At 62.9% G+C, this 18,024-nt stretch carries 17 protein-coding genes (1 of these 17 cut by a window edge); 5 read left to right on the top strand and 12 right to left on the bottom strand.

Annotated elements, in window-relative coordinates:
* Window positions 1-250: 250 nt before the first annotated feature.
* On the bottom strand, window positions 251-1,174 hold the full coding sequence (gene panE / locus ACQY4T_RS03250; protein ID WP_428537591.1) for a 2-dehydropantoate 2-reductase: 924 nt from the start codon (window positions 1,172-1,174) through the stop codon (window positions 251-253).
* Between the two features lie 264 nt (window positions 1,175-1,438).
* Here panE and ACQY4T_RS03245 point away from each other — a divergent pair, with 264 nt between their 5' ends.
* Window positions 1,439-1,837, top strand: a complete 399-nt coding sequence (locus ACQY4T_RS03245; RefSeq protein ID WP_428537588.1) for a PPOX class F420-dependent oxidoreductase — start codon at window positions 1,439-1,441, stop codon at window positions 1,835-1,837.
* Between the two features lie 99 nt (window positions 1,838-1,936).
* Window positions 1,937-2,494, top strand: a complete 558-nt coding sequence (locus ACQY4T_RS03240; RefSeq protein ID WP_428537585.1) for a VOC family protein — start codon at window positions 1,937-1,939, stop codon at window positions 2,492-2,494.
* Between the two features lie 2 nt (window positions 2,495-2,496).
* Here ACQY4T_RS03240 and ACQY4T_RS03235 read toward each other — a convergent pair whose 3' ends face one another.
* Entirely contained in the window at window positions 2,497-2,721 is a 225-nt protein-coding gene (locus tag ACQY4T_RS03235; RefSeq protein ID WP_428537582.1) for a hypothetical protein, read from the bottom strand.
* A 111-nt stretch (window positions 2,722-2,832) separates the two neighbouring features.
* On the opposite strand from ACQY4T_RS03235, the gene ACQY4T_RS03230 reads away from it, so the two are divergent.
* Window positions 2,833-5,157, top strand: a complete 2,325-nt coding sequence (locus ACQY4T_RS03230; RefSeq protein WP_428537579.1) for an FdhF/YdeP family oxidoreductase — start codon at window positions 2,833-2,835, stop codon at window positions 5,155-5,157.
* Between the two features lie 25 nt (window positions 5,158-5,182).
* Here the strand turns inward: ACQY4T_RS03230 and ACQY4T_RS03225 are convergent, their stop codons facing one another.
* Window positions 5,183-7,006 carry a glycoside hydrolase family 15 protein gene (locus tag ACQY4T_RS03225; protein WP_428537576.1) on the bottom strand — a complete coding sequence of 608 codons (1,824 nt, stop codon included), beginning with the start codon at window positions 7,004-7,006 and terminating at the stop codon, window positions 5,183-5,185.
* Window positions 7,007-7,156: 150 nt separating this feature from the next.
* Between ACQY4T_RS03225 and zwf the strand changes: the two genes are divergently transcribed.
* Window positions 7,157-8,674 (top strand): glucose-6-phosphate dehydrogenase, encoded by a 1,518-nt coding sequence (gene zwf / locus ACQY4T_RS03220; protein WP_428537573.1) that lies wholly within the window; start codon window positions 7,157-7,159, stop codon window positions 8,672-8,674.
* Between the two features lie 13 nt (window positions 8,675-8,687).
* Here zwf and ACQY4T_RS03215 read toward each other — a convergent pair whose 3' ends face one another.
* The 6 genes from ACQY4T_RS03215 to ACQY4T_RS03190 form a co-directional block, all read right to left on the bottom strand.
* Window positions 8,688-9,509, bottom strand: a complete 822-nt coding sequence (locus tag ACQY4T_RS03215) for a VOC family protein (RefSeq protein ID WP_428537570.1) — start codon at window positions 9,507-9,509, stop codon at window positions 8,688-8,690.
* Window positions 9,506-10,405 (bottom strand): SMP-30/gluconolactonase/LRE family protein, encoded by a 900-nt coding sequence (locus tag ACQY4T_RS03210; protein ID WP_428537567.1) that lies wholly within the window; start codon window positions 10,403-10,405, stop codon window positions 9,506-9,508. The genes ACQY4T_RS03215 and ACQY4T_RS03210 overlap by 4 nt, the downstream gene beginning before the upstream one ends.
* A 4-nt stretch (window positions 10,406-10,409) precedes the next feature.
* The gene (locus ACQY4T_RS03205) at window positions 10,410-10,850 is read right to left on the bottom strand and encodes a cupin domain-containing protein (protein WP_428537564.1); all 441 of its coding nucleotides are present in this window, start codon (window positions 10,848-10,850) and stop codon (window positions 10,410-10,412) included.
* The gene (locus tag ACQY4T_RS03200) at window positions 10,847-11,317 is read right to left on the bottom strand and encodes a DoxX family membrane protein (protein ID WP_428537561.1); all 471 of its coding nucleotides are present in this window, start codon (window positions 11,315-11,317) and stop codon (window positions 10,847-10,849) included. The genes ACQY4T_RS03205 and ACQY4T_RS03200 overlap by 4 nt, the downstream gene beginning before the upstream one ends.
* The gene (locus ACQY4T_RS03195; RefSeq protein ID WP_428537558.1) at window positions 11,314-12,906 is read right to left on the bottom strand and encodes a GMC oxidoreductase; all 1,593 of its coding nucleotides are present in this window, start codon (window positions 12,904-12,906) and stop codon (window positions 11,314-11,316) included. The genes ACQY4T_RS03200 and ACQY4T_RS03195 overlap by 4 nt, the downstream gene beginning before the upstream one ends.
* Before the next feature lie 166 nt (window positions 12,907-13,072).
* On the bottom strand, window positions 13,073-14,314 hold the full coding sequence (locus tag ACQY4T_RS03190; RefSeq protein WP_428537555.1) for a hypothetical protein: 1,242 nt from the start codon (window positions 14,312-14,314) through the stop codon (window positions 13,073-13,075).
* A 347-nt stretch (window positions 14,315-14,661) separates the two neighbouring features.
* On the opposite strand from ACQY4T_RS03190, the gene ACQY4T_RS03185 reads away from it, so the two are divergent.
* A complete protein-coding gene (locus ACQY4T_RS03185) occupies window positions 14,662-14,793 on the top strand; it encodes a hypothetical protein (RefSeq protein ID WP_428537552.1) in 132 nt (43 codons plus the stop codon).
* Between the two features lie 103 nt (window positions 14,794-14,896).
* Here the strand turns inward: ACQY4T_RS03185 and ACQY4T_RS03180 are convergent, their stop codons facing one another.
* The 3 genes from ACQY4T_RS03180 to ACQY4T_RS03170 form a co-directional block, all read right to left on the bottom strand.
* Window positions 14,897-15,763 carry a glycosyltransferase family 2 protein gene (locus tag ACQY4T_RS03180; RefSeq protein ID WP_428537549.1) on the bottom strand — a complete coding sequence of 289 codons (867 nt, stop codon included), beginning with the start codon at window positions 15,761-15,763 and terminating at the stop codon, window positions 14,897-14,899.
* Window positions 15,764-15,888: 125 nt separating this feature from the next.
* Window positions 15,889-16,692 carry an alpha/beta fold hydrolase gene (locus ACQY4T_RS03175; protein WP_428537547.1) on the bottom strand — a complete coding sequence of 268 codons (804 nt, stop codon included), beginning with the start codon at window positions 16,690-16,692 and terminating at the stop codon, window positions 15,889-15,891.
* A gap of 137 nt (window positions 16,693-16,829) precedes the next feature.
* Window positions 16,830-18,024, bottom strand: partial view of an LLM class flavin-dependent oxidoreductase gene (locus ACQY4T_RS03170; RefSeq protein ID WP_428537545.1) — the 3' portion only. It continues 86 nt past the right edge of the window; only the last 1,195 of its 1,281 coding nucleotides appear in the window; its start codon lies beyond the right edge, outside the window; its stop codon occupies window positions 16,830-16,832.

The following is an 18,024-nucleotide window of genomic DNA, read 5'->3' as shown; positions in this document are numbered from 1 at the left end:
TTTCGATCTGCGGCGCTGCTTGTCCGCGCCGCAGGGCACAGAAAATTGGCAGAAAAAAACCCCGTCAAACTGGCGGGGCTGTGATCGATCCGATAACGCTGAAGCGTAAATCTGCGTAGAACCTTAGCCCCTTAACGAGAGACTTTTCTGCCATCCGCTTGCTTGCGGCGTTCGGTGACCACGGGTTAATCGCTATCGAACCGAGCCGAGGCTGTCAAGCGGATGCGGGACACTTCATCGCTACCCGCGGTCACGCTGCCGAAATCCCAGCCTGATACACCGATAGATGAACGAAGGCGGCGGACAGCAGCGGGGTGGAGATACCGGCGTCGCGGCCCCGCACCAGGAGATCGCCGATAATCTGTTCCGCTTCGACCGCGCCGCCCCGCAGAAGGTCTCGGTACATCGATGACGTAAGAGGAGACCCGTGCTGCGTTACCGCCGCTTCGGTCGCGGTCAGGAATGCTGGGCTAGGCGCGACCCCGGCCGAAGTTACGACGGAGCATACCTCGCCCAGCAACCCTAGGGCGAATTCGCGGCCACCTGGCGCTGCCTCGACTTCGCCGATCGTGCCGCGCATCAGGCAGGTGATGGCGCCGAGCGTGGCGAGCAGGGTCCATTTCTCCCACATTTCGCGCTCGATGGTCGGTGACAGCCTGGCGTCGAAGCCGGCGCCCGTCATCGCCTCGTCGAGAGCGCGGGTGCGCGGCGACGGCGATCCGTTGATTTCTCCGTATGCAAGGTCTTGCAGCTTATTGAGCTGCACGACGCGTCCTTGGTCGTCCACCATGGTAGCGACTTTGCAGACGCATCCGACCACCGCCTGTCGGCCGAAGCGGGCGATCAGGGCGTCAACGTGCTTCATGCCGTTCAGCACGGGCAGGATCATCGTTTCGGGCCCGACAGAAGGCGCCAGATCATCGAGCGCGGCGTCGAGGGAGAAAGCTTTCACTGTCAGCAGCACGGCGTCATAGCGTGCATCGATGTTACCGGCGGTGACCAGCTTTGGCGCCAGGGTGACATCACCGTGCGGGCTAACGATCCGCAGGCCGTCGGCGCGAAGCCGCTCGGCGCGTGCCGGGCGCACCAGGAACGTCACATCGCGGCCGGCCTGTGCCAGCCGGCCGCCGAAATAGCCACCGGTCGATCCGGCGCCCACAACGAGAATACGCATGGTTGTCTTCCCCTGATTAATCGCCGCAGGCGTCGCCCGGTGACGGCTTGCTGAATCGCGGGATATCGATACTCGGCCCAACGACGATCGCACAGGCGAAAACTTGGATCCGGGCAGAACTCGAACTCTGACGCCGAGTGTGGCAAGACGCCAGCAGCGCTTCGAGACCGCGTTCGGGGACGTCCTGGCAAATGCCTCCGTGATCTCTTTCGCGCAGGCCTTGCGGAAGCGATCTTGGCGAAGCGCCGAGACAGGAGGCTGTCGATGAACGCCGCCGCTGGCCTAGATGCGTTTCAGGGAATGAAGTATCTCAATCTGGAAACCTACCGTAAGAGCGGCAAGGGAGTGCGCACGCCGGTCTGGTTCGCGCCGGCGCCATGCGAGACCGGCGGCGTGATGATCTATGTCTATACGACCGCTGACTCCGGGAAGGCGAAACGGATCCGTCGGACCGGCGTGGTCAAGATTGCGCCTTGCGATTCCCGAGGCAAGGTGATGGGCGCCTGGGTCGCTGCGCATGCCCGGATCACCGGCGGTTCAGAGTTCGACCGCGGTATGCAATTGCTCAACCGCAAGTATTGGCCCTGGAAGCAGATCCTCGACCTATATGTCCGGCTGTCTCCGGGACATCGGCGGGTGATGATCGCGATCCGGCCGGCTTGAGCCGGTCGTGCCCGGCCCGGCAACCCCACGGCCCGGCAACTCTTGCACATTTGCCAGCGGCGATCTTCAATGGATTCAAGCTGAACCAGGGAAGCGACCATGGGAACAATTCATGCCCGCTTGGCGCATGTGGGCATCTACGCGCACAACAAGGGATTGCTGGAACAGTTCTACACCACCGTGCTTGGCCTGATGGTGACGGACAGCGGAGCAGGGCGTGGTGGAGCCGAGCTGACGTTCCTGAGCGGCAGTGCCGGCAACCACCATCAGTTGGTTTTGGCCAGCGGCCGGCCCGATACCTTGGGCTTTAATCCGATCAACCAGATATCGTTCATGGTCGACTCGCTCGCCGACTTGCGGGTCGTGCATCGCCGAGCGCTTGACAACGGCGCGACCGATATGCGGGTGACCTCGCACGGCAATGCCTGGTCCTGCTACTTCAAGGATCCAGAGGGCAACACGGTGGAGGCCTACCTGGACACCCCGTTCCACGTGCCGCAGCCGCATGGCGAACCGTTAGATCTGACCAAGTCGGATGAGCAGATCATGCGCGAAACCGAGGCGGCCTGCCGGGCCGACCCAGGGTTCATGATGATGGACGCGTTTCAGACCGCGCTGGCGAGCCGGCTTGCGGGGCAGCCAGCGCCCGCGCGATAGGTCTAGGCCCTTCGGCGCGCCAGCAGGAACGAGGCCAGCGCGCTCGCAGCGACCACGATACCAAGCGATTGCGCCGGCGCGCTGCGAACACGGATCGCCCAGCTCTCGATCACCGACTCGACGCTGCCGGCAGCGTCGATCAGTAACGGGATGACGTTGCGGTCACGCACGCGCTTCCACGCCGGGGACAAGGAGGCGTGTTGCGTCATGTAGTCGGGCTTGGTCATCGATTTCACCGTCTCGGTTTGTCATCTCACGAACGTGGTCTCGTGCCTTGCGGTTTCGCAAGCAACACCATTTGTCGGGATTGTCGAGCCACGACAGTCGGGAGCAATGACATGCGCGGAAAGTCGTCGTTCAAACCCTATCAGCATCCTTCGGGTGGCTGGGGGTCGATCCGCTCGCTGGGCGATATCCTGGCTCGCGAAGGTGTCCTGGCCTCCGGCAGCCTGACGCTGACCCGGCAGAACAAGGTGGACGGCTTCCAGTGTGTTAGCTGCGCCTGGGTCAAGCCGGCAAACCCGCTGCCATTCGAGGTCTGCGAGAACGGCGCCAAGGCAACGGCGTGGGAGATCACCGCGCATCGCTGCACGCCGGAGTTCTTCGCCAAGCACACCGTGACCGAATTGCTGGACTGGGACGATTACCATCTTGAGCAAGCGGGGCGGCTGACCCACCCGATGCGCTACGATGCCGCCACCGACAAGTATGTCGCTGTGGGGTGGGGCCATGCGATCGGCGAGATCGGCGGTGCCCTGCGCGCTATCGAGGATCGCAAAAGCGTGGTGTTCTACTCCTCCGGCCGGTGCTCCAACGAGGCGAGCTATCTGTATGGCCTGTTTGCGCGGGCTTACGGCAACAACAACCTGCCCGACAGCTCCAACATGTGTCACGAGACAACGTCGGTGGCACTGCCGGAGAGCATCGGGGTTCCGGTCGGCACGGTGGCGCTGGACGACTTCACCAAGACCGACTGCATCTTCTTCTTCGGCCAGAACCCTGGCAGCAACAGCCCACGCATGCTGCACGGGCTGCGGGCCGCCAGCGAGCGCGGCGTGCCGATCATCGTCTATAACCCGTTGCGTGAGCGTGGGTTGGAGCGCTTTACCAACCCGCAGTCGCCCAGGGAAATGCTGTCCGGACACCAGACCCGGATCGCGTCGCAGTACAACCAGGTCAAGGCGGGTGGTGATCTCGCGGCGCTGACCGGCATCTGCAGAGCGGTGCTTGACCTCGACGCCGAGGCTCGGAACGCGGGGCGGCCTCCGGTGCTGGATGACCCATTCATCGCCGAACACGCGTTCGGATTCGACACGTTCGTTGCCTGGCTGCGCCAGCAGGACTGGGACGAGCTGGAACGGCAATCCGGGTTGCCGCGAGCAGCGATGGAAGCGTCGGCACTGATCTATGCCCGAGCCAAGGCGGTGATCGCCGTTTATGGCATGGGCTTGACGCAACATCGCGCCGGGGTCGAGACCGTGCAGATGGTGGCGAACCTGCTGCTGATGCGCGGCAATATCGGACGCTCCGGCGCCGGCATCTGCCCGGTCCGCGGTCATTCAAACGTGCAAGGTCAGCGCACCGTCGGCATCACCGAAAAGCCCGCCTTGGTGCCGATGGACCGGCTGGCGGTGCAGTACGGGTTCGACCCGCCACGCGAGGAAGGCACCAACACTGTTGACGCCTGCCAGGCTATTCTGGACGGCAGGATCAATGCATTCGTCATGCTGGGTGGAAATTTCGTGCGCGCGATCCCGGATCGCGGGCAAATGGAACCGGCCTGGCGCCGCATCCAACTGACGGTGAACGTGGCTACCAAGCTAAACCGCAGCCATCTGGTTCATGGCGCGGCCAGCTATATCTTGCCGGTCATTGGTCGCATCGAGAACGACCGCCAGGCCAGCGGGCCGCAGGACCTGTCGATCGAGGACAGCACCGGCCACATCCATGGCTCGCGCGGAGTACGGGCACCCGCCTCGCCGCATCTGATCAGCGAGGTGCGCCTGGTCTGCGAGATGGCGAAGGCAACGCTGGATCCAAATCCGAAGCTGACATGGGATGCGTGGCGCGACGACTACCGGCTGATCCGCCGATCGATCGGCGAGACCTATCCCGATATCTTCTACGACTACGATCGGCGGATGTGGCAGCCGGGTGGCTTCCAACGGCCAATGCCGGCGCGGGAGCGGAACTGGAAGACCAAGACAGGACGCGCGAACTTCATCACGCCGCGTGGCCTCGTCGAGGATGCGGACATGCCGGAAATCGGGCACGACACGTTACGGATGATCACGCTGCGCTCCAACGATCAGTTCAACACGACGGTTTATGGCTATTCCGACCGGTTCCGCGGCATCGAGGGCACGCGCCAGGTGGTGCTGATGAATCGGGCGGATATCGATCGGCTTGGCCTGGCGCCGGGGCATGTGGTGACTGTGCGCACGGCGTCGAAGGACAACGTCGAGCGCAAGTTGGCCGGGCTGACCGTGGTGGCTTACGACATTCCCGTGGGTTGCGTCGGCAGTTACTATCCCGAGGCCAATGTGTTGCTGCCGTTGTGGCACTATGCGGAAGGCAGCAAGACGCCGGCGGCAAAATCGATCCCGGTTACGGTGCAGAGGGAAACCGAGACCGCAGGCACGCGCGCGATGGCTGTGCAGTAGTATCAGTCCAAACCGCGCGTCGCGGTCAGGAATCGGCCTTGCCGTCAGACCGGCACGCCTGGATATCGAGCGCCGAACCGATCAGGGCGAGGTGGGAAAATGCCTGTGGGAAGTTGCCCACCAGGCGTTTTGCCCGCGGGTCGTACTCCTCGGCCAACAGGCCGACATCGTTTGCCAGGCCGAGCAGCCGTTCGAACAACGCGACCGCGTCGGCATCCCGGCCCTGCAACGCGTAAGCGTTAGCCAACCAGAACGAACACGGCAGGAACGCACCTTCGCCTGGGGGCAGTCCGTCTGCCCCCGCTTCGGTGCGATAGCGCAGCACGAATCCGTCGGCCAGCAGTTCGCTCTCGATTGCCTCAACGGTGCCGATCATGCGGGGATCGTTCGCCGGCAAGAACCCGACCTTTGGGATCAGCAACAGGCTGGCATCCAACTCCGGGTTGCCGAAGCTCTGCGTGAAGGTGTTGCGCCCTGGGTCAAAGCCATTCTGGCAGACCTCGGCATGAATACTGTTTCGCAACATCCTCCACCGATCCAGCGGAGCGTCAAAGCTGAAACGCTCGGCGTCCTTTACCGATCGGTCCAGCGCCACCCAGGCCATGACCTTGGAATGGGTGAAGTTGCGCCGACCGCCGCGGACCTCCCAGATCCCGTCGTCCGGTTGATCCCAAATCGTCGCCAGATGCTCGATGAACAAGGCCTGCATCGACCACGCCGTGGCCGGCTCCCTTAGCCCGCTGGTGCGGGCGAGCGAGACGGCACCAATAATCTCGCCATAGACGTCGAGTTGCAGTTGTTGCGACGCGGCGTTGCCGATACGCACCGGGGCCGCGCCCTGGTAGCCGGGCAGCCAGGACGGGGACCACTCGACCAACTGACGTTCGCCGGCGATGCCGTACATGATCTGTAATTCGTCGGGGCTGCCGGCAACGGCGCGGTGCAGCCAGTGCCGCCAGGCCTCGGCTTCGTCGTCGTAGCCACCTTCCATCAGCGCGATCAGCGTCAGGGTGGCGTCGCGCAGCCAGCAGTAGCGATAGTCCCAATTGCGTTGGCCGCCGAGCTGTTCCGGCAGCGAAGTGGTCAGCGCGGCGACGATACCGCCGGTCGGGGCGTAGGTCAGTGCCTTCAGCGTCAGCAGCGAGCGCAGTACTGCCGGTTTCCAGGCGCCCTGATATTTGCAGCGCGCCGCCCAATCGCGCCAGAACGCCTCGGTTTGATCAAGCGCTTTGCGGGCGTCGAATGCGGCTGGCGGCGGAAGGTGCGACGGGCCCCACGTCAGTACGAAGTCGACGCTGTCGCCTTTGCCGACGGTGAATGCGGCATGGGTGGCCTGGTTGCGGCCGTGTAGCTCAACCTTGGTATGCAACACCACGAGGTTCGGGCCGACGATGGCGCTGATGCCGCCACCCTTGTGAAGCTCGGTGACCCAGGGCGTCGCGGACCCGTAGTCGAAGCGCAAGACAAGATGCATGCACATGCTAACTTTGCCACGCCTGCCTTCGACACGCCGGACTAGGGATGAGTCGGCGCGCCCGGTGGGCATGAAATCGATCACCGCAACTTGGCCGTCCGCGGTGTCGAATAAGGTTTCCAACACCATTGTGTCGCCGCGATAGGCGCGGCTAACCCGTGGCGAGGGATCTTCTGGGGCGACCAGCCAACGGCCGTGTCGCGATGTGCCAAGCAGCGCGGCAAAGCAGGCGGCGCCATCAAACCGCGGCCAGCACAGCCAATCGATCGAGCCATTGCGGCCCACCAAGGCTCCGGTCAGGCAATCACCGATCAACGCATAGTCTTCGATCCGTAGCGGCTGCTGGTCGTCGTCCGTCGGCTTCGTGTCGACCATTCCGTCTGCTCTCGATTTGCTGCATCTCGGGTTAGTCTTATGCGGCGCAGTATCCGGTTCGTCTACATCGCGCGCTGGCTTGCGGGCGATATCAGCGTGATCCATAACCCAAGGCGTTCTCGGAACCCGGCTGAATTCAAAGGCATTGGTATGACCCAGACGCATCAATCGGCGCCCGCTCAACAGGTGCAGCGGGCCCCTGGCTGCACGATGGTTATATTTGGCGCTGGCGGAGACCTGACGAAGCGGTTGCTGATGCCGGCGCTCTACAACCTGTCCGGCGCAAAGCAACTCGCCGAGGATTTCAAGATCATCGGCGTGGATCGGGAACAGATCAGCGGCGATGACTGGAAGCGCTCGCTGGACGAGACCATGCAATCGTTCACCCACGACAAGACAGCCGAGTTCTACACGCCGCAGATTGATGCCACCGCCTGGGGCTGGATAAAGGACCGCCTGCACTACATGCAGGGCGATTTCAGTCAGTCCGATACCTTCAAGCACATTGGCGAGGCGATCGGCGGCGGCAGCGCGCTGTTCTACCTTGCCGTGGCGGCGCGCTTTTTCGGCACGGTGGTGGATGGTCTTGGACAAGCCGGGTTGCTGAAACAGCCGGACGGGAAATTCCGCCGCGTGGTGATCGAGAAGCCGTTCGGCGCTGACCTGCCATCGGCCAAGGCGCTGAACGCGCGCATCCTGAAGCAAGCCGACGAGAGCCAGTTTTATCGCATCGATCATTTCCTGGGCAAGGAAACCGTCCAGAGCATCATGGCGCTGCGTTTTGCCAACGGTATGTTCGAACCGATCTGGCGGCGTGGCTACATCGATCATGTCCAGATTACCGCGGCGGAGACCGTCGGGGTGGAAGAGCGCGGCGCATTCTACGAGCCGACCGGGGCGCTGCGCGACATGGTTCCGAACCATATGTTCACCCTGCTCTGCATGGTCGCGATGGAGCCGCCCAACTCGTTCGATGCCGAAGCGGTGCGCAGTGAAAAAGCCAAGCTGATCGAGGCGATCCGGCCGGTCCGGCTCGAGGACGCGGCGCGCGGGCAGTATGGCGCGGGAAAAGAGTTCGATGCCGCCGTGCCGGGCTACCGTCAGGAGCCACATGTGGCTGCGGATAGCCGGACTGAAACCTATATCGCGCTCAAGCTCGATATCGCGAATTGGCGCTGGGCCGGGGTGCCATTTTATTTGCGCACCGGCAAGCGGCTGGCCGGGCGGCGGACCGAAATCGCCGTCTTCTTCAAACCGGCGCCGTATCAGATATTTCGCGATACGCCGGTCGATGCGACGAAGCCAAACGTGATCAGGCTGATGATCGATCCCGAGCAGGGCATCGAGACAGCGCTCGATGCCAAGGTGCCGGGGCCGAAGATGCAGCTTGGCCGCGTCGAGACGTCGATGCGCTACAAGGACTTCTTCGATGAGAAGCCCAATGTCGGCTACGAATCGCTGCTGTATGACTGCATGATCGGGGATGCCACGCTGTTTCAGCGCGCCGACGCGATCGAAGCGAGCTGGGCGGCGGTGCAGCCACTGTTGGATTCGTGGGGACGCGGCGAAGGCAAGGTGGAAGACTATCCGTCCGGCAGCCAGGGACCGAGCGGAGCGGACCAACTGCTGGAGCGCGACGGACGGCATTGGGAAAAACTGCAAGAATAAAGCAGACCCGCCGTCAACAATGCGAAATCAAAACGATGGCATGTCCATCCGGATCATGGATCAGCCCGGCTCGGCTGCCATCGCCGAGGCGCACCGATCCGCTGGGCAACTCGGCGCCTTCGAGCACGACGCGGGTGGCGCCGATATCCCGAGATGCGAGCCGGATGGTCGGTCGTACCGGCGGGTTGCGATAGCCCAGAAGCTCCAGGTGCGGGGTCGGCCGTTCCGGTTCCAGGGCAACCACGTCCACGCTGACCGACGCGAGACCGTCGAGCCGATCCTGCTCCAGGCCGGTATTGATCTGCCGCGCCGCGACTGAGAAACCCAACTGGTCGCAATAGAAGTCGATGCTGCGCGCGACGTCCATCACCACGATCGCAGAATGATCGATACCGTCATCATGGTGATCGGGGAACTGGATCAATTCCACCGGATGGCCGTCAGGATCGCGAAACTTGAACGCCACGACACCGCCGGAACTGGCTGGCAAAAGCTGGGGTGCGGGGCTGATCGGCGACGGGCGCACGAGCTGCAGGCGGGAATAAGCGGCCTTCATGTCGGCAACCGGGACGGCGAAATGTTGGAAGATCTGATCACATGACGTCGCGCCCGAAGGGTAGCGCGCGCCGGACGGCTGGAATGCCTGCAAGACAAGGGTCTGACCGCCGCGCCGCAGTGTCACCGCGGTGACTTGATCGGCGCCCAGTAGCCTAGCCATTGCCGGATCGATCACGCCGCGCCGTTCAACGGCAAAGCCCAGTCCGTCCACATAGAACCGTTCGGCGTGGTCAAGGTCCGAAACCGTCAGTTCGACGCGAACCAACCTAAGCGTCATGGCAACTGTGCTCCTCTGACGTTGGTATAGACGGCCATCAACCGGTGAGAGGCGCAAATGAAGATCCGGCAGCGATTGCGTCCCCCGAATGTCAGGTTGGCGACGGTCGACCCGGTCAGGATCTTTCCAATCAACGTGCCGTCCGGTTCGATGCAATGAACACCATCCGCCGCGCTGCTCCAGACCCTTCCATCCTGGTCGCAGCGCAGGCCATCGGCGAAGCCGGGTGAAATCTCGTGGAATACCCGCCCGTCATGCAGTCGTCCGTCGGCAACGTTGAACAGCCGGATGTGCCGTGTCGGGTGTTCGGCAAATTGGGCGCCGCTTTCCGCCACATACAGCAGGCGCTCATCGGGTGAGAAGCATAGTCCATTCGGCCCGGTGAAATCGTCGGCGGCGACTGCCAGCGACCCGTCCGGATCGAGCCGGTACAAAGTGGGCGGCAATTCGGCGGCATGCTTGCCACCCTCGTAATCGGTGTTGCCGCCGTAGTGCGGGTCGCTGAACCAGATCGCGCCAACGCTGTCCACCACGACGTCGTTCGGACCGTTCAGCCGCTTGCCGCGGAAACGATCCGCCAGCACGGTGACCGATCCATCGAGTTCCGTGCGGGTGATGCAGCGACCGCGGTGCGAACAGCCGATCAAGCGTCCTTGCCGGTCGCGGCTATGACCGTTGGCGAAGTTCGACGGCTGACGGAACACCGAGACGCCGGAATCCTCGGTCCAGCGCAGGATGCGATTGTTCGGCAAATCGCTGACCAGCAACTGGTTGGCATCGGCGAACCAGACCGGACCTTCCAGCCAGGCGTATCCCTCGCCCAGGGTCAGCAACGGTGCATTGGGCAACACGCACGACGCGAAGCGCGGGTCGAGTTGCTCGATCCAATCCGGCATCGGACTATTTCAGATGGCAGGGCTGTCGCACCGGCGGCACATGACGCCGTACCGTCATCAGGACCGCCGGTTGATCGCCGATCGTGCCGGCTCGGTGCCCCTTGCGGCCACTTCTGTCCTGGCGGCAGTCCTGATCCTCACCTAGGGAAAATTCACCCGGTCCCATCTCGATCCGGGTGCCGTCCATGGCTTCGACCCACCACCGGCCGGATAGCGGTACGATCCACTGCGGCGCCGGGTTTTCGTGCCATTCGCCAACCCACCCGACCGGCTGCACGGTGAACACGACGGTGGCGTCGGAGCGTTCCTGCGTATCGTTCCATTGCGGCGCGGCGCCGCCGACGCCTTTCAGTTCCCAATCGGTGAGTTCGCAGCGGGTCTGGTGACTGACGCCGTCGTCATCGGCCCACAGGTGCCAATAGGGAATGCGCGGTTTGTCGGTCATGGATGGTCCACCTGGGCATAGGGATGGGTCGATGCCAGCGGGTCGTGGAAAAAGGTCATTACGGTGGCGCTGGTGGTGCCGAAGGTGATCAATAGAAACCCGCCCGCGAGGGAGAAGTTCTTGAGGAAATCCCAGAACAGGTCGCGGCCCTTGCTCTCCCCACGGTGCCAGAAGTCGCCCGGCTTCCAGAACTGCTTCCACAGCAATGCGGTGACACCGCAGTAGCCGGCCAGGATGAAACCGGCGAGCCGGTCGGCGATGCCGGTCAGGATGCCAAGCGGCATCAGGATCTCGACCGCGAGACCAAGCAGGATCAGGCAGGTGGCGGCCGCGGCCGATGGCATCGCCTGCTGTGCCTGACCGACCGCGCCCTTGAAGTTGATGATCTTGTCCAGCGCCGAGAACGGAAAGAACAGCACGACCAGGAGATAGCGTTCGATAACCGTTATCAGGACGGCGAAGGTCATGCGCCCAACCGGGTACGCAGATGTTCGGCAACCCGCAACGCGTTGGCGATGATGGTCAGCGTGGGGTTCACCGATCCGATTGAGGGGAAAAAGCTGGCATCGGTGACATACAGATTATCCACGTCGTGCGCCTTGCAATTGAGGTCGAGTACGGATGCGGCGGGGTCAGTGCCGAAGCGACAGGTTCCGGCCTGGTGGGCGGTGCCCCCGATCGGGATGTTCTTGCCCAGGTAGAGCTTGCGTTCCAGCAGCACCGGATGGGCCCCGGATATGCCGAGGTAGTGCTCCAGTTTTTTCTTCAACCGGTGATGCGCCTCCATGTTGTTTTCCTGCAGATCGAGGATCACCCGGTCGTCGTCGTAGAACACGCGATTTTCCGGCCGCGGAAGGTCTTCCGATGACAGCCAGAAGTCCATCGAATGCCGCGCCATTTGGTCGAACGGCATTTCCGGCAGCCATTCCAGCCATGACGGCAGCGCTTCGGCCTTGATCTGGTCGGCGTGCGAGGTCGCGCACATCTGGATCAGGCCAAGCGGATACTCCCAGTCATCGGCGCCGAAGTAGAAATCGCTGACCGCGAGCGTCTTTTGGAACACCGTTTCATTCGGCTGACGCAGCAGGGCCATCAGCACCGATTGATTGTGCCGCATGTAGTTGCGTCCGACCTGGCCGGATCGGTTGGCCAGACCGTTCGGATGCGCGGCGTTGGCGGAGCGCAGCAGCAGCAGCGCCGATGACAGCGCACCGCAGGCCACGACCACGATGTCGGCGCTGTATTGCTCCTGCCGACCGTCGCGGGTGACGTCAACGCCGGTGATGCGCCGCCCGGACGCGTCGGTCTGCAGTTTCGACACATAGGCGTTGGTCAGCAGCGTCAGGTTGGGATGGGCCGCCAGCGCCGGGTCCACGCACATCACCTGGGCGTCGGCCTTGCCGTTCAGCAAACAGGGGAAGCCGTCGAACGCATCGCAGCGGATGCAGATGCTGGTCGGCGTGACCTTGCCGTCTTTCTCGTCGAGCCGAATACCTAGCGGCAGATGGAACGGGTGCAGGCCTTCAGCCTTGAGGCTGTCGTTGAGTTCCTGCACGCGCGGCTCGTGCGACACCGGCGGATGCGGAAACGGGCTCGACGTTGGTGGCTCGTTCGGGTCCTCGCCGCGCTGGCCATGCACTACGAACAGGTTTTCCGCTTCAGTATAGAACGGCTCGAAATCGGGGTATTTCAGCGGCCATTCCGGGGACAGGCCATCGCTGTGCTGGATCGCGTCGAAGTCGCGCTCACGGAGTCGGAATAGCGCGGCGCCATACACCTTGGAGTTGCCGCCGACGTAGTAGTGCAAGCCGGGCTGAAACGATTTTCCGTCGCCGCCATACCAGGTCTCGGTGGTCTGATAGGCGCCGTCGACGAACACGGTCTTCGAGTCCCAGTTTGCCGGCGATCTGGGCAGGTAGTCGCCGCGTTCCAGCAGCAGGATCTTCTTGCCCGTCGGGGCGAGCCGATGTGCCAGTGAGGCGCCTCCTGGGCCGCTACCGACAACGATCAGGTCGTAATGGTCCACATCAACCTCGCGACACTTGGGTTCAGTCATGGCAGCGACGGAACCGGATTGCGCCAGCACCCAGGATGACTGTCAATCGGTGTTCGAAAAGCGGGCCGCCAGCTTGGGCCGACGCCAGCCGCCGAGCTGGGGGTAAGCCGGAGACATCATGCAGTGAGCGCGGGCGACGACGGCCCGAAGCCGTCGCCGTGCAGTGTCATCCCATGTGCCCGACGATATGCAGATCGTTGGCGTTTGGCGTCGCGCTCAGGGTCACCGCCGCGCCGGACCCGGAGCCGGTCGCTGTCGCATACAGGGTCGAGACCCCACCAATCTTGAGGTCAGCGACCTCGGTCGTGCCATTGTAAAGGAGCAACTCGTTGATCGATCCGCCGAGCGGTTTGAGCGTCTCGCTGGTGGCTTGTGTCTGGTTGAGGATAATCGAGCTTGCGCTGTCCATGGTGATCGGTGCCAGAAACGACAGCCCGCCGGCAACCCCGCCCTGCCCGCCGATGTGCAGGTGCGACGCCTGAAGCTGGACAGTGTTGCCGGCGTTCGAACTCTGGACGTCGAGCGTGCTGGCGTTGGACGCCTTGATCGAGCCTTGGCCGCTGAGCGCGCCGATTTCGAGTGTCGAATGGTTGACAGTCATGACGCCGTTGTTTTGCAGCGGCGCAGATATTTCGCTGGGCGTTCGATATGCCCCAATCAGGTTCAGCGTGGCGCCGTTGGCCAAGGTGCTGTTACCGTTGACCACCAACGTGGCGGTTTCGGTGCTTACGGTGATGGCGGTCCCGGTTGCCAGCACTCCGGGCGTCACGATTTCGGACGTCGACTGTGGCGCGATACCCATGCCACCCTCGGGCGAGGCGGTCAGTTCGCCCACGTCGACGACGGCAAAGTCGCCGGCCGGATTGCCGATGTAGAAGCTGCCGGTTAGGGGGTTGGTCGTTGTGCCGTTGGGCGGCCCCCAATTATCCGCCGGGGTGGCCTTGGCCCACCATGAACCGTGGCTGTTCTCCTGCCAGATTTTTCCATTGACATAAGCAAGCTCAGTGACATTGGCGGTTGTCGGGTCGATCACTCCATTAACCGCAACCTGGCCATTGGTGATCGACCAAGTGTTGCCGCCGCGGTCGACGATCGCGCCGACGGGCCCGAAGGCGGCAGCGGTTGCCAGCACGGTTTCGTTCCGCGAGACCGTCGCAATGGTCACTGGAACCGTGGTTCCCCGAGCGGTCCATGGTGCGGCGGGTGAGGCTTTCGACCACCATAAGTCGTGGCTGTTCTCCTGCCACACCAGACCATTGGCATACGCCAGATGAGTAACATTGGCGGTCGTACTATCGACGACACCATTGACCTCGATTCGGCCGTCCGTGTTGATCGCCCACACATTGCCTTCTGCATCGGTGATCGACTGACCGCGTCCGATGAGGGTGTTGTTCGCTGACTGCATTGGTTCGCCTTCGTTGCCAAGACCGTGAGCACATCTAGATCATACCGTTGCGCGTAGCGCGTCACTTCAAAGTGAGATTGATACCACTTCGGCATTGATACGAAAAATAACCGACTGCGAAGGCGATGTTTCGGGTGGTGCCGCAAAATTCACCGTGCCGGGGGGCTCCCCGTCCGCTTCGTCGCCTCCGACCAGGGCCAACGCAATCGGTCATCCGCGCGGCGCACGACGACCGATCAGCAGTGCTCGTGTCCCATCGGATCACGTGTGTGCGATCACGTGATCCGCATCAGTCTGCCCGCCATAGTTGTAGTATGGCATCGCGAACAGCAGCCGAATTGCGGGACATGGCCGAGAATTTTCGCCAACTGGCGCGCCACGGCGACGACCCTATCTTGAAGGACAAACTACTTTTGGTTGCAGAAGATTTCGAGGAAGAAGCGCAACGGCAGGATGAAGTCGCGGCGCAAACGCGCTGAATCGCCGGCCGCCACGGAGGCTCCGCCTGGAGGCTGCGACGAACGTTGCCGCGTGCTGGCGCGCTCGACCGCCAATTGCTTCGATAATCGTGGCGGCTCGCGCTCAATCAAGCTTTTCCGCATAGCCATGGGCAAACGGGTTGGCCAAGATCCGCTCACCGCGTAGCTGTGCCTGATCCAACCGCGCGCAGGCTTGCTCGAACAATGCAGCGCCGGTCACGCCGCTGTCCGCCTCCCACGCCTTCACCGCATCGACGATGTCGTAAACCGCGCGCAGCACGGCCACGACGGCGGGATAACCGTTCGGCGTGCCATCGCTGCCGCGCGCCATCCAATGGTCGATCCGATGGTGCGCGAAGGCGGCCAAGCCTTCGGGCCCAGCCTTGATCCCGACCCGATCGGGACGCGAGGTGTAGCGGTTCGTCTTTTCGATCCACCCGCTGGCATCGGGGTGCGACAAATGATGGATGCAGACGCCGTCCGTTGCCTCAAACCGCGCCACCCGGTCCGACAGTCGCACGATCCCGGCGTGAACGGTTCGCGAGAAGGCGACGGCGCCGCGTCGGAACAGCCGCACATGATGCTCGGGCCAATAGTACGCCCGCTCGTCATGTCGCCCCAGAATGTAGTGGCGCAGGGGAAATTCGTAGATGTCTCCGCGCGGGGCTTGCACCTCTGCGCGGATATGGCGTTCCGCTTCGGCGCTGAGGCATTCATCGTCGTCCATGAACAGAATCCATCCATGCCGGCAGAGTGACAAAGCGAGGGTGCGGGTTTCCTCCACTGTGGGGGTCCAGGGAACGGTGATGACATCGTCAGCGTACGCTTCGGCGATAGTGCGCGACCCATCGGTCGAGGATTTGTCTACCACGATCAGTTCATCGGCGAATCGCAGACCGCGCAGGCAAGTGCCCAGTATGGGCGCGCGATTATGGGCGATGACGAAGGCGCTGATCTTGGCACGCTGCATGCGGTCGCTCACTGGTATGCGCGCATAGCCTAGCGTTGATCGGTTAACAGGTTCTTAACGATTGCCAGAGTGCCAACCCGTAACGCCACGCTTCGAGTTGCTCGCGCGGCGAATGCGGTAGCGTTTCAATCGGCTTGGAGGAATCCGGTTACTTGGCGGGCGACTTCGTCGGGCTGGTCCAATTCGGCCAGGTGCCCGGCGTTCGGAACGATCCGCGTGGTCGTTGGTCCGGCGATGCCGCGGGCGAAGGTCTCGGCATAGGCTCGTGGCATGATCTTGTCCTGTTCGCCCCACAGCAGCAGGGTTGGAGCTTTGATCAAGCGCAGACGCTTTTCGATTCTGGTATTGCCGAGCGGCCAGAAGATACGCGCCGCGGCTTCGTTGGCTCTAACCTGCTCGATCGGCCATTCGATGGAATTGGCGCCTTCGGGCGGGGCCTTCAGGGCCTTCCAGTTTTCCGGGTCGGCGCACATCAGGCCGGGCACGGCATCGGCGCGCTGTGCCCACGGGTCGGTCGGCGGATTGGCCTCGTCGAACAGCCCGAACGGTGCGATCAGCACCAATCGGCGGACCGTCGCCGGCCATAGCGCCGCGACCTCAGCCGCGAGCGAGCCGCCGACCGAACTGCCGATGAGATCGGCGCCTTCCAGGCCAGCCCGGTCCAACATCTCGCGCACCGCCAGCAGCCAGTCGAGATGCGAATCGAGCACGGTGTGACCGCGATCACCGCCTGGAAACCCCGGCAATGACGGCACGATCACCGTGTGTGACCGAGTCAGATGCCGCAGGAACGGCACCCAGCGCGGCAGCCCGCCGAAGCCGGCGAGAAAGCCAAGCTTCGGGCCGGTTCCGCTGCGCCAGATCCGAGTTGGGAATCCGTTGATCTCGATAACCGAAGCTTCAGGGACCGACATTTCGGACTGGTTCACGATGAGCTCCGCGTTTCGTTTATAGTCGCAGGTGATCGACGCCGCCTGTTCGTCAGCGTCGGCACGCTTGGGATAGCCAGCTTCCGACGCGGGCAGGGACAGATCGCGACGCGTGTCACCGCATCAGTTGCGGGACTTTACTCGGCTGCCAGACCAGGCTGGAAAGCCGGAACCATTGCCCGCTGCGCGGTGTCCATCGGCTGCGGCCACCAGTGATCGGTCCAGTCCGCGTGGACGTCGCGCAGCTTGGGCATGACCTGTTCGGCAAACAGCTTCGTGTTGTACCGCGTCAAATCCTTGCTCATGTTGCCGTATTGCAGCAGCAGCATCAGATGACCGACGTTGAGTTGGGTTGCCACCTCGCGCAATTGTTCGGCGACTTCGTCGGGGGACCCGATGATGACGTAGCCTTTCTCCACGATCGCATCCATGTCGCGAGCGACGGCGGCGAAACGTTCGCCGGTGGATTTGCCGCGCACTCCGGCGTCGGCGGCCTGCTTGATCTGACTTTCGATGCCGGCGCGCTGGCTGCCCTCGCTGGTGTAGCCCGGAGGTGTTGCCCATTTCGGGTCGACGTGCAGGCAGCGGCCGTAGAAATATTCAGCGGCTTCGCGATACAGATCGTATGCCTGCTGGCGGGATTCGGCGACGCCGACGAACTGCAGAAATCCCGCTTGGTAAGGATTGCGGCTCTTCCCCAGCCGATCCATTTCGGCCCAGAACCCATCCATCGTTGCGCGGCCGGCCTTATATCCATAGTACGACAAGTAGCAGTAGACGTAGTTCATCTCGGCGCACCACTGCCAGGTTTCCACCGATCCGCCGCCGGGCACCCAGATCGGCGGGTGCGGGGCCTGTACCGGGCGGGGCCAGATGTTGACGTAGCGCTGCTGGTTGAAGCGCCCGTTGAACGCGAAGGTGTCTTTCTCGGTCCAGGCGCGAACCACCAGGTCATGCGCCTCATGGTAGCGCTGCCGAAGCTGGCTAGGGTTGGTCCCGTAGACATAGCAGGTGTCCATCGGAGTGCCGACCGGGAAACCAGCGATCAACCGGCCGCCGGAGATGCAGTCGATCATGGCGAACTCTTCCGCCACACGGGTGGGCGGATTATACAATGCCAGCGAGTTGCCCATCACGCAGATCGCCGTGTTCGTAGTGCGTCGGGCCAGCGAGGACGCGATCAGGTTCGGCGACGGCATCAGTCCGTAGCCGTTGGAGTGATGCTCGTTCACGCACACCGCGTCGAACCCGACTTCGGCGGCGTATTCAAGCTCGTCCATGAAGTCGTTGTACATCAGATGGGCGCGTTTCGGGTCGAACAGCGAGGAGTGG

Origin of the sequence: Rhodopila sp. (assembly GCF_965277825.1) — a bacterium.
In the GTDB taxonomy this organism is placed as follows: domain Bacteria; phylum Pseudomonadota; class Alphaproteobacteria; order Acetobacterales; family Acetobacteraceae; genus Rhodopila.
Note: the sequence above shows the minus strand (reverse complement) of the source record. Positions and strands in the feature narration are given on the sequence as shown.